Origin of the sequence: Agromyces sp. G08B096, from assembly GCF_040267705.1 — a bacterium.
Lineage (GTDB): Bacteria > Actinomycetota > Actinomycetes > Actinomycetales > Microbacteriaceae > Agromyces.
Genome location: NZ_CP158374.1, coordinates 2,537,621 through 2,549,204, shown reverse-complemented (window position 1 = coordinate 2,549,204; position 11,584 = coordinate 2,537,621). Strand labels below are relative to the sequence as shown.

At 72.0% G+C, this 11,584-nt stretch carries 9 protein-coding genes; 6 read left to right on the top strand and 3 right to left on the bottom strand.

Annotation, left to right across the window (positions count from 1 at the left end; translation table 11 throughout):
* Positions 1-77 precede the first annotated feature (77 nt).
* Positions 78-1,283: a metallophosphoesterase family protein gene (locus tag ABIQ69_RS12295; protein ID WP_350347410.1), complete on the bottom strand. Its 1,206-nt coding sequence runs from the start codon at positions 1,281-1,283 to the stop codon at positions 78-80.
* A 143-nt stretch (positions 1,284-1,426) separates the two neighbouring features.
* Between ABIQ69_RS12295 and ABIQ69_RS12290 the strand changes: the two genes are divergently transcribed.
* Together ABIQ69_RS12290 and ABIQ69_RS12285 are read left to right on the top strand one after the other, a co-directional pair.
* Complete coding sequence (locus ABIQ69_RS12290) at positions 1,427-1,729, top strand: hypothetical protein (RefSeq protein ID WP_350347409.1); 303 nt, start codon at positions 1,427-1,429, stop codon at positions 1,727-1,729.
* Between the two features lie 149 nt (positions 1,730-1,878).
* Complete coding sequence (locus tag ABIQ69_RS12285; RefSeq protein ID WP_350347408.1) at positions 1,879-3,372, top strand: glyceraldehyde-3-phosphate dehydrogenase; 1,494 nt, start codon at positions 1,879-1,881, stop codon at positions 3,370-3,372.
* Here the strand turns inward: ABIQ69_RS12285 and ABIQ69_RS12280 are convergent.
* The gene (locus ABIQ69_RS12280) at positions 3,362-4,675 is read right to left on the bottom strand and encodes an alkaline phosphatase family protein (protein WP_350347407.1); all 1,314 of its coding nucleotides are present in this window, start codon (positions 4,673-4,675) and stop codon (positions 3,362-3,364) included. The genes ABIQ69_RS12285 and ABIQ69_RS12280 overlap by 11 nt on opposite strands.
* A 362-nt stretch (positions 4,676-5,037) precedes the next feature.
* Here ABIQ69_RS12280 and ABIQ69_RS12275 point away from each other — a divergent pair, with 362 nt between their 5' ends.
* Positions 5,038-7,215, top strand: a complete 2,178-nt coding sequence (locus ABIQ69_RS12275) for a PQQ-binding-like beta-propeller repeat protein (protein ID WP_350347406.1) — start codon at positions 5,038-5,040, stop codon at positions 7,213-7,215.
* On the opposite strand, the gene ABIQ69_RS12270 is transcribed toward ABIQ69_RS12275, so the two are convergent.
* Positions 7,212-8,195, bottom strand: a complete 984-nt coding sequence (locus ABIQ69_RS12270) for an Lrp/AsnC family transcriptional regulator (protein ID WP_350347405.1) — start codon at positions 8,193-8,195, stop codon at positions 7,212-7,214. The genes ABIQ69_RS12275 and ABIQ69_RS12270 overlap by 4 nt on opposite strands.
* 175 nt (positions 8,196-8,370) lie before the next feature.
* On the opposite strand from ABIQ69_RS12270, the gene ABIQ69_RS12265 reads away from it, so the two are divergent.
* From ABIQ69_RS12265 to ABIQ69_RS12255, 3 genes are read left to right on the top strand one after another with little or no spacing between them, the layout of a single operon-like run.
* A complete protein-coding gene (locus tag ABIQ69_RS12265) occupies positions 8,371-9,756 on the top strand; it encodes an extracellular solute-binding protein (RefSeq protein ID WP_350347404.1) in 1,386 nt (461 codons plus the stop codon).
* On the top strand, positions 9,753-10,715 hold the full coding sequence (locus ABIQ69_RS12260; RefSeq protein ID WP_350347403.1) for a sugar ABC transporter permease: 963 nt from the start codon (positions 9,753-9,755) through the stop codon (positions 10,713-10,715). Before ABIQ69_RS12265 ends, ABIQ69_RS12260 begins: the two co-directional genes overlap by 4 nt.
* Positions 10,712-11,581 carry a carbohydrate ABC transporter permease gene (locus tag ABIQ69_RS12255; RefSeq protein ID WP_350347402.1) on the top strand — a complete coding sequence of 290 codons (870 nt, stop codon included), beginning with the start codon at positions 10,712-10,714 and terminating at the stop codon, positions 11,579-11,581. The genes ABIQ69_RS12260 and ABIQ69_RS12255 overlap by 4 nt, the downstream gene beginning before the upstream one ends.
* Positions 11,582-11,584 lie beyond the last annotated feature (3 nt).

The following is an 11,584-nucleotide window of genomic DNA, read 5'->3' as shown; positions in this document are numbered from 1 at the left end:
CTTCGTGCCCATTTTTCGAGCACCGGCGGCTCGTTCCGCCTGGACGAGCCGAGTCTACGCGACGGGCTGCCGCCCGCTCAGATCGCCGCCTGCTTCGGCGCGAGCGGCGTCGGCTCCATCGGCTGGTCGTTCGCCGTGAGATCGATGCCGAGGTCGCGGGCGTACACCACGCGCGTCGCGATCGAGACCTCGTCGCCCGTCTCCGTGAGCTCGAACACCCGGCCACCGCGCATCCGGTTCCGCTCCGGGCCGGGCAGGCCGTACGCGCCGAACCCGGTGCCGGGCGCGTAGCCGAGCAGCACCCCGTAGTAGTCGCCGACGTAGTCGTTCACGTGGTCGTGCCCGACGAAGACGCCCTTCACGTCGCCGCGCTCGAGGATCGCGTTGTACATGCCCGAGTTGATCGGCCCGGGGCACTCGTCCTCATTGCGCTCGCCGACGATGCCGTGCCTGGCGCGGCCGCGCGCGGCGTCCGCCTCGGTGCGCGTGTCGACGCCGCCCCACCACATGAAGCGGTGCTCCCACAGCGCGATGTGGATGAACATGAGCCCGGGCAGCTTCCGGCCGAGACGCTGCTCGAGGCGGATCGACTCGTCGCGGTACCAGGCCACCTGGTCCATGCGCAGCCAGTCCCAGGTGGGGTAGCCGGCGAAGTCCTGCCCGTTGATGGAGTCCGGCGCGTAGCGCCCCGAGTCGAGCAGCCACAGCGCGAACGCCTCGCGGCCGCCCTGCGAGGAGCGGATCGGCACGATCGTGTTCCCCGTGCCGGTCACGCCGGCGATGTTCTCGGCGTTGAGGTTGAAGTCGTAGCTGCGGTAGAACTCGAGCATCCCCGCCTCGTCGACGCCCGACTGCGGCAGCGAGTCCTCGTCGTGGTTGCCGTAGGTGACGGCCCACGGGATGCCCCGGCTCTCCATCGGCCAGACGACGTTGTTGATCGCCTGCTTCACGGCCAGCCGGGTCTCGCACCCGCCCGTGATGACGTCGCCGTTGATGAGCGCGAAGTCGGGCTGCTCGGCGTCGAGGGTCTTCTCGATGAGCTCGACCGTCCGGCGGTCGGTGAGTTCGTCGTCCTGGGTGTCGTTGAACTGGACGACCTTGAAGGTGCCGTCGTCGCGGAACCGCAGCTTCGGCGCGCCCCCGGCGGGTCGTCCGGCCGGCGCGGTCTTCGCGGCGCCCTGCGGGGTGGCGTGGGCGGCGCCCGCGGGGATGGCGGCGCCGATCGCGCCGAGCCCTCCGGCGGCGAGGATCGCTCGGCGGCTGAGGCCGGACTGCTCGGTCATGGAGACTCCTTCATCGGTCGGTGCGGTCGAGCTCGTCGCTCGGTGCGGTCGAGCGACGACGGTAGGGCGGCCGGATGTCCCGGGCGCGGCCGGCCGGTGAACGTCCGGCGTCCGGGGCCGGCCGGGCACGGCAGAATGGCGGGGTGAAGACCATCCAGCTGCGCCGGTACACGATCGTCGACGGGGAGTACGAGGCGTTCGTCGCCTGGTGGAAGGAATGGATGCCGCGCGTGCGGCCCGAGGCCGGGTTCGCCATCGAGTTCGCGTACGGCGTGCCCGAGACGAACGAGTTCGTGTGGGCCGTCAGCGCCGAGGGCGACCGCGACGCGTTCGTCGAGCGGGAGGCGGCCTACCTCGTCTCGCCCGAACGTGCGGCCGCCTTCGACGGGGTGCCGCAGCGGGTCGCGGCGTCGGTCATCGGCTTCGTGGACGACGCGCAGGCGTAACGTCCGTCGCCGCTGTGTCGGGTGACGGCGGCTCCGCACGCCGGCCTGTACAACGGCGGACGGGCGGGCGGCCCGTAGGATCGAGGCATCCCCCCGGATTCGAGTTGTGGTCGACGCTGCCCACCGGCGGCTCGCCCGAGAGGAAGACCGTGAGCCACGAGTTCATCGCCCGCCGTCAGGACTGGATCGCCCGAGAGGAGCTTGCCGAGCGGATGATCCCGCTCATCGGCGGCCTCTACCGAGACCACGGGGTCGTCACCTCGATCCACGGCCGGCGGCTCATCAACCGCTCGCCCGTCGACCTCCTGAAGGCGCACCGCTTCGCCAGGCAGGCGGGCGACGTCGAGCTCGACCCGGCCGACACGATCCGCGTGCTCGAGGCGCTCCGCGAGATCGCGCCGGGGCCGGCGTCGATCGACGTCGCCCGGCTCGTGCAGCGCCACCGCGAGCAGGAGGACGCCGGCGGGGCATCCGATCTCGTCGCGTTCCTCCGCAGCGAGCTGGCGAGCGTCCTCGTCGACGACGGCGCCGAAGCGGCCGGCGGCACCGACGTCGTGCTCTACGGCTTCGGCCGCATCGGGCGGCTGCTCGCCCGCATCCTCGTCGCGCACACGGGCGGCGGCCAGGGGCTTCGGCTCCGGGCCGTCGTCGTGCGCAAGGGCGGCCCGAATGACCTGCAGAAGCGGGCCAGCCTGCTGCGCCGCGACTCGGTGCACGGGCCGTTCCAGGGCACCATCGAGGTCGACGAGGAGCGCAACACGATCCTCGCGAACGGCACGCTCATCCAGGTCATCTACTCCGACGACCCCGCCTCCATCGACTACACCGCCTACGGCATCAACGACGCGATCGTCGTCGACAACACCGGCCGCTGGCGCGACGAAGCGGGGCTCTCGCAGCACCTGCGCTCGACCGGCGTCTCGCGGGTGCTCCTCACCGCGCCCGGCAAGGGCGCGATCAAGAACATCGTGCACGGCATCAACCACGACGCCATCGACGACGCCGACCGGATCCTCTCGGCCGCGTCCTGCACCACGAACGCCATCACGCCCGTGCTCGCCGCGATCGACGAGGCCTACGGCGTCGTGCGCGGCCACGTCGAGACGGTCCACTCGTTCACCAACGACCAGAACCTCATCGACAACTTCCACCAGGGCGACCGGCGCGGCCGCTCCGCGGTGCTCAACATGGTCATCACCGAGACGGGTGCCGCCAAGGCGGTGTCGAAGGCCCTCCCGCAGCTCGAGGGCAAGCTCACCGGGTCGGCGATCCGTGTGCCCACGCCGGATGTCTCGCTCGCGATCCTCAATCTCCAGCTCGAGCGCCCGACCGACAAGACGAGCCTGAACCGGTACCTCCGCCAGGTCTCGCTCACGTCGCCGCTTCGCCAGCAGGTCGACTACATCGAATCGCCCGAGGTGGTCTCCACCGACTTCGTCGGCTCCAACCGGGCGGGCATCGTCGACGGGCTCGCGACCATCGCCTCAGGCACCGACGTCGTACTGTACGTCTGGTACGACAACGAGTACGGCTACTCGTGCCAGGTGGTGCGGGTGATCGAGGCGATGGCCGGAAGCCACCCCGTCGTCCTGCCCGAGCGTGAGCCGGTGCGGGCCGAGGCGGGGGAGCCGGTCAGCGTGTGACGGCCGAGGCGCGGATCGCTTCCTCGAGCACCCGGCCGTCGGCACCGTCCGGACCGGCATACCCGAGCAGCGCCGCGATCGTCGGCGCGAGATCGATGTGGCGAGGTGCCGCCGGGGCGACGTTGGGTCGGACGCCGGCGCCGGAGAGCACGAGCGGCACCTCGAGCTCGCGGGTCGTGCCGTGCACGCCCGCCGGATCGGCCGGCGCGGCGCCGAGGGACCAGCCGGCCTCGGGCTCGATCACCAGCTCGCCGTAGTTCGGCGAGACGTGCATGGCCGCCTGCTCGGCGCGGTCGTACACGGCAGCCACATGCGGCAGCTCCGTGACGACGGCCTCGATGGCGGCGAGCGCGTGCTCGTCGCCCGCCGCGTCGCCGACCAGGTGCAGCGAGCCGACCCCGCCGACGACGATGACCACGTCGGTGTCGGCGGCCGGCGCCTGTCCGGCGGTGAGCATCTCGGCACGGTAGCCGGCCGCTGCGATGGCGCCGAGGAGCTCGTCGCGCATGCCCTGGGTGAACGTGCCCATGCCGTGGTCGCCCGTGACGACGAACGCGGTCCGCCCGAAGATGCCGGCGTCCTTCGCCGCCTGCACCAGGCGGCCGATCTGCGCGTCGACGTCGGCGAGCGCGGCCGGCATGCCGGGCGCCTCGGCGCCGTCGGCGTGTCCGAGCGCGTCGAGCGTGTCGCAGTAGACGGCGACGAGGTCGGGGATCCCGTTGGCGGCCACGAGCTGCCCGCCGCTCAGCACCGGCCGGCCGTTCAGGACGGCGACCGCGTCGTCGGTGCGCCTGGCGCAGTTCCCGCCCGGCTGCGTGTACAACCCGTCGGGGTCGCCGAACGCGACGCCGTGGTTCTGCACGATGAACCACTGGGACGCCATGACCGTGCCTCCCTGCTCGCGGATGGCCTCGGCGATCGTGGGCACGGCGAGGTCGCGCTGCTGCCCGCGGGCGGTGCCGGTGGTCTGGTCGAACCAGTAGGCGGTGTTGCGGTGGGTCGACGGCCAGGCTCCGGTCGCGATCGACGACCAGGACGGGTTGGTGATCGACGTCATCACACCGGTCGAGGCGGTGAGACTGCCGCGCTGCGCGAGGGCGCTGAGGTTCGGCATCGGCGCGTCATCGAGGTAGTCGACGTCGAAGCCGTCGAGCGCGATGAGCACGACGTGGTCGGCGGGCGGGGGCACGTGGGCGGGCGGATCGGCGAGGGCCGGCGCCGCGCCGAAACCGGCGGTGCCGGCGAGCGCGACGCCGCCGGCGGCGAGGAGGGCGAGGGGACGGGGACGGGATCGGTTGCGCACGCGGTCTCCTGACTCGATTCGGTGCCCGGCACCGGCCGGCTGCGAACGACGCTCGCGCCGGACGACGGGACGGGCAACGCCCGGGCCCGTTCGTGCAAGGAAGCGGCGATCGCACTGCACGACGTGACGGGAAAGCGACAGCGGCCGGGCGCACCCGCTGACGTTTCCTTGCGCGCCGGCCCTGCCCGGTGGCGATCCCTCGCATTCCCGCGCCGCGGCGTTGGCAGGCCGTCGCCGGGGCCGATTGGGTGCAGGCACCGGAACGATGCGATGGAGGAGCGATGACGCAGGACCGAGCCAACAGGGACCGGCCGCGGGCCGGGGCGACGCCGTCGACGGAGCGGATGCCACACGCTGCAGGGATGACCCGGAGGGGGGTGCTCGGCCTCGGCACCATCGGACTCGGTCTCGGGGCGCTCGACGCCGTCGGCGGATGGGGGCCGTGGCCCGGCCGCGCGATGGGAGCCGCACGGGCGGAGACGGCGCCGCTGCGCTTCGCGGTCCTCACCGACACGCACGGCAACGACGAGGAGACGGCGCGCCTGGCCAACCTCGCCCGCGTGTTCGTAGCGATCGAGGCAGAGAACCCCGACTTCGTGCTGCACTGCGGCGACATCAGCGACTCCGGCCAGGAATCCGAGTTCGCCGCGTACCGCGATCAGATCCCCGCCGGCCTGTGGGACCGGATCCGCCACGTCCCGGGCAACCACGAGATCCGATGGGACGTCACGGCACGGGAGCGTTTCGAGCGGTGGTTCGGTCCGACGAGCTCGAGCTTCGACGCGGGCGGCGTGCACTTCGTCGCGCTCGACCCCACGCAGACGTTGCAGGAGCCCGGCCTCTTCGGCGACGATCTGGACTGGATCCGCAGCGACCTCGTGGCCGCGGGCGACCGGCCGACCGTGATGTTCCTGCACTTCCCGCTCGGCGACCGGTACGCCTACGTCAACGACGCCGACGAATTCCTGCGCGCCATCGAGCCCTTCCCGGTACGGGGCATCTTCGCGGGTCACATCCACCGCAACGAGGTCGACCGCTGCAACGGGCTGACCCAGGTCGCGGGGGTGGCGACCCGGTCGGGCCCGTTCTATCTGCGCGTCACCGAGCAGCGCGACGGCGTCGGCCGGCGATTGGTGGTCGAGCAGGTGACGCTCGGCGCTACCGACGCCGACCCCGTGCAGCTCGCCCCCGTCGCCGAGATGCCCCTGGATGCCGCGCCCGGCGCCGCGCTCACCGCGATGCGGCCGAAGGTGCAGGCGGTCGGCACCACCATCGAGGTCACCGCCGACCCCGGTCCGGCGGCCGTCCGCGTGGAGGCGCAGGTGTACCCGCAGCATCTCTTCGGTGCGGCGAGCGCCGGCGCCTGGACCGCGCTCTCGGCGCGCGGGCAGCGCTGGCACGGCGGGCTCGATGCCGCCGCGCTCACGCCGGGGCGGCATCGGATCCAGATGCGTGCCGTCGACGCGTCCGGGGCATCCCGGACGGAGACGACGCCGCTCGAGGTGCGCCCGGCCCGCCCAGCGTCGGCGGACTGGGAGCTGCCGATCGGCGGCCGCCTGCAGGGCGCTCTGGCGGCATCGGGTGCGACGGTTCTCGCGGTCTCGACGTCGGGCCGGGTCGTCTCGGTGCGCGCCGACCGCGGCCCGCGCGCCGACGTGCGCTGGAGCGTCGACCTCGGCGCGGTGCATCGCGGTGCGGCGTTCTCCGCCGACGGGTCGGCCGTCTACGTGCCGAGCGCCGACCACACGCTCACCGCCCTCGACGCAGCGAGCGGTCGGCGGCGCTGGCGGGCCGATCTCGGGCGCCCGGTCATGTCGACCCCCGCGGTCTTCGACATCGGCGGCGAGGAGCACATCGTGGTGGCGGCCGGCGACCGGCTCATGAGCCTCGACCGCGACGGCGCCGTGCGGTGGACCGCCGAGGTACCCCGGCTCTTCGCGGGGCGTGCCACCGCCGACGGCGCTCGCGTCTACGTCGGCGGCGGCGACGGCCGCGGCCACGCCTACGACCTCGCGACGGGAGCGCACCTGTGGTCGATCCTCACCAACCAGCGACCCGACACCTATCGCCGTCTCATCTACGGCCCCTGGGACGACTGGGTGCAGGTGCTGCCGACGGGCGCCGTGCTCTTCAGCACGGTCACCGACGCGATCGCTGCCGACCCGGCGACGGGTGCAGAGCTCTGGCGGACGCCGGGCGGCTACCTGCTCGCCCCGAGCCTCGTGCTGGATGACGCCACCCTCCTGCTGACGACGGAGTGGGGCGTGCTCGATCTCGTCGATGCGGCGACCGGGGCCAAGCGGTGGAGCGGTCAGGCCGTGCCCCGGGTCGTGAACGCCGGACCGGTGCGCGACCCGCGCACGGGCACTGTCTGGCTCGTGGGCACGGGCGGCCTGCTCGTCTCGTTCGACCCGGCAGCGCCCGCGATCGCGGCGCACCGGCAGCTGTTCACCGCGAACACGTTCTCCACGCCCGTCATCGCCGGCGACACGCTCGTCGTGGCCGCACAGGACGGGGTGCTGCGAGGCATCCGGCTCTAGTCCGCGGCGGGCTGGGCGGTGACCCGCCCGGCCCGCTTCAGCGACTGCAGTGCGACCGCCACGTCGGCGTGCTGCAGCCCCGGCAGGCCGCCGATGGTCTGGGAGAGGAACTCGTACAGCGCGGCATCCGACGCGAGCGCGACCTCGCCGCAGAGATTCCGGTCGCCGGTCGTCGCCGCCATCATCAGCACGGCCGGATGCGCGGCGAGCAGCTCGCCCGCCCGGCCGAGTTGGGTCGGGTTCACGTTCAGCGAGACGAACGCGTTCACCGGAAGCCCGATGCGCTCGGGCTCGACCACCGCCCGCATCCGCAGCGCACCCGAGGCCATCATCGCCTCCGTGCGTCGCCGCACGGTGACCGGGCTCGCGTCGCAGAGCCCGGCGAGATGCTGCCAGCCGAGCCGGCCGTCCTCCGCGAGGGCGGCGGCGATGCGCTCGTCGAGCTCGTCGGTGGTGGCGAGCCGGTCGGGCAGCGGGTCGTGCCAGGGGTCGAGGCGCTGGGCGCGCAGCCGCTCGACGAGCTCGTCGGGCAGCAGCCGCGGGAGCCAGCTGTGCGGGGTCGCGAAGCGGCGGATGACCTGATTGCTCCACACCGCGAGCACGCCGTCCAGTGCCGGCAGCTGCTCGAGGGTGATCGCGAGCAGATGGTCGCTGGAGGTGTAGTTGATCTCGCCGACGCACTCCACGCTGCCCGTCAGCAGCTTCACCGACCCGCACTCCGGCCAGGCGGCGAGCCGCTCGGCCGACCGATGCGCCTCGCCGGGGCGGCAGCGCAGCCGGACGAAGAGCGAACGGGTGCGCCGGGTCGCCTCACCGTCGAGGACTCCGACGACGCGGACGGTGCCCTCGCGCAGCAACCGCGCGACGCGGCGCGACACGGTCGCCTCGGACGTGAACAGCACCTCGCTCAATTGCGGGTTCGACGCACGGGGATTCGCCATCAGCGCGCCGACGAGGCGGCGATCCAGATCGTCCAGCATGGCACCTTCGCTTCACGACAGCGGCCGGGGCTACCGCTTTCTTGCAAGCTACCCTGCCACGTCATCGAATACTCTCGGGCGACGGGAAGATGGTCAGCCACGCGGCAGGCGCCCCCGGCTGCCGCGTCCCGCAGCACCGGCGCTCGACGCCACGACCCCCTGAGGAGTGACGCACATGACCCGCATGTCCCGACCGCGTATCGCGGCATCCATCGCGGCGGCTGCCGCGCTCGCCCTGCTCGCCGGCTGCACCTCCGGCGACGACGCCGGCGCCGACGAGACCGGCGCGCAGTCCGTGACCTTCTGGACGCCGCAGACCACGCCCGACCGGCTCGCCGCGCAGGAGGCGATCGCCGAGGCCTTCACCGAGGAGACCGGCATCGAGGTCGAGGTCGTGCCGATGGCGGGCGCCGACCAGGACCAGGCGCTCGTCACGGGCGCCGCCTCCGGCGACGTGCCCGACGTGATCCTGCACGCGTCGACGCAGACCGGCGCGTGGAACGCGCAGGGCCTCCTCGACGCCGAGGCGGCCGCGGCCACGGTCGAGTCGCTCGGCACCGACACGTTCAACGAGCACGCCCTCGAGGCCGTCACGCTCGACGGAACCGTCACCGCGGTGCCGAGCGACGGCTGGTCGCACGTCATCGCGTACCGCGCGGACCTGCTCGAGCAGGCGGGCGTCGACGTGCCGACCAGCGTCGACGAACTCGCCGAGGCCGCGACCGCCGTCAAGGAGAGGCTCGGCATCACGGGCCTCGCCTTCGGCACGCAGGCCGGCACCGCGTCGGCGACGGAGGGCATCCAGTCGATCTTCCAGAGCTCCGGCTGTGAGCTCGTCACGGACGGCGAGGTCACCATCGACTCCGACGAGTGCATCCGGGCCGCCGAGAACTTCCTCGCCCTCCGCAACTCCTCCGTCGCAGGCGACTTCGACGTCACGAGCGCCCGCGCCGCGTATATGAACGGCGACGCAGCCATGCTGCTGTTCTCCACGCACATCCTCGACGAGCTCGCCGGTCTCGACCCGGCTACGCCGGCGACCTGCGCCGACTGCGCGAGCTCGCCCACCTTCCTCGCCGACCACACCGAGTTCATCACCGTCGTGGACGAGGAGCACCCCGCGCAGTACGGCGCGATCCTGAGCTACGGCATCCCGACCGGGGCGAACGTCGGCGCCGCCCAGCAGTACATCGAGTACGTGCTCGGCACCGGCTACCTCGACACGCTCGGCGTCGCGACCGAAGGCCGCATCCCCCTCCGCAACGGCACTTCCGACAACCCGACCGAGTTCATCGAGGCCTGGGGCGGGCTCGGCATCGGCCCGGCCCACGAGAAGACGTCCGTCGACCTGTACGGCGAGGAGTTCGTGAGCGCCATGGAGCAGGGCATCAACGCCGTCTCACTCTGGGGGATGGGCACCGAGGACGCCACCCTCGCCGGTCTCGTCTCGAGTCAGGGCGTACTCGCCGCGCAGATCGAGCAGCTCTACAACGGGGCGAGCCCCGAAGAGGTCACCGCCGCGATGAAGTCCGCGGTCGAGGAGGTCCAGGCAGGCCTGTGACGACCGCTGCACCCCGCGGACTCCGCCGGGGACGACCGCCCGGTCGCTCCCGGCGGGACGACCGCAATGGACTCCTGCTCACCGCCCCCACGCTCCTCGTCGTCCTGATCGCCTCGATCATCCCGCTCGTCCTCGTGGTCGTCTTCGCGTTCAGCGAGATCCGCCTGGTCGACATCCCACGGCTCGGCACCGAGCCGATCGAGTGGACGCTCGACAACTTCCGCCGTGCCCTCGGCAACCCGTCCTTCTGGCAGGCGCTCGGTACGACGCTGCTGTACGCCACGCTCGCGATGATCGGCTCCGTGGGCGTCGGGCTCGTGCTCGCGCTCGCGCTGCGCCGGCCGTTCCGCGGGCGGGGCGTGGTGCGGGCGCTCCTGCTCGTGCCGTACGTGCTCCCCGTGATCGCGGCGGTCACGATCTGGCAGACGATGCTGAACCCGCAGTACGGCATCGTGAACGCCGTCGGACGGGAGTTCCTCGGCTGGCCGTCGGCGGTCGGCTTCCTCAACACGACGACGGCCGAGGTGTGGGGCATCCCGATTCCGCTGTCACTGCTCGTCGTCGTGTGCTTCGAGATCTGGACGTCGGCACCACTGTCATTCCTGTTCATCACGGCGAGGCTCCAGGGCGTCGCGCCGAGCATCGAGGAGGCGGCCGCACTCGACGGGGCGAACAGCCGGCAGATCACCACCCGTATCGTGCTGCCGCAGCTGAAGGGCGTCATCCTGCTGCTCTGCCTGCTGCGCTTCATCTGGACCTTCCAGAGCTTCAGCGAGATCTACCTGCTCACGGAGGGCGCGGGCGGAACCCAGGTCATGGCGCTGAAGGTGTACACGGAGCTCGTGACGCGCGCCGACATCGGCAGCGCCGCCGCGTACGGCCTGCTCATGTCGGTGGTCCTGGTGGCGCTGCTGGTCGTCTACATCGTGCTCGCGCGCCGGAAGGTGGATGTCGAATGAACCGCCGTCGCTCCCCGCTCGCTCCGAGCCGTGCCGCCTCAGCCGGGCGCGCGGTGCTCATCGCCGTGGCGCTGATCCTCGCCATCGGTCCGGTGCTGTACGGCGTGCTGCTGTCGCTGCGGCCGTACTCGGCCGTCGTGCAGAACCCGCTGGACGTGATCCCGTCGTGGGAAGAGCTCGATTTCTCCGGCTTCACGACCGCGATGCTCGACGAGGCCGACGGCGGCTTCGGCCTCGGCCGGTTCGTGCTGAACTCCCTGCTCATCGCGCTCGGCACCGTGGTGCTGTCGGTCGTGGTGTCGATCCTCGGCGCCTACGCGGCCGCACGGCTGCGGTACCGGGGTCGCGGCGCCGTGAACGCGATCATCCTCGGCGTCTACCTGTTCCCGGGCATCGTGCTCTCGGTACCGCTGTTCGTGCTGCTCGCGCGGGCCGGGCTCACGGGATCGCTGCTCGGGCTGTACTTCGTGTATGTGGCGACGACGGTGCCGGTCGCGATCTACATGATGCGCAACTACTTCCTCGCCCTGCCGGAGAGCATCGAGGAGGCGGCGATCATCGACGGCGCCTCGCTGCCTCGGATGCTGCGGAGCGTCGTGCTGCCCATCGCGCTGCCGGGGGTCGTCGCGACGGCGATCTACGTGTTCATGATCGCGTGGAACGAGTACTTCTACGCGCTGTTGTTCCTGGTGCAGGACCGCACGCTGTGGACGGCGCCGCTCGGCATCTCCCAGCTGACGGACTTCAACGTGCCGGTGACGGTGCTGCTCGCCGGATCGATCGCGGTCACCCTGCCCGTGGTGGTCCTGTTCTTCCTCGCGCAGCGCTACCTCGTCGACGGGCTGACCTCGGGAGCGGAGAAGTGAGCA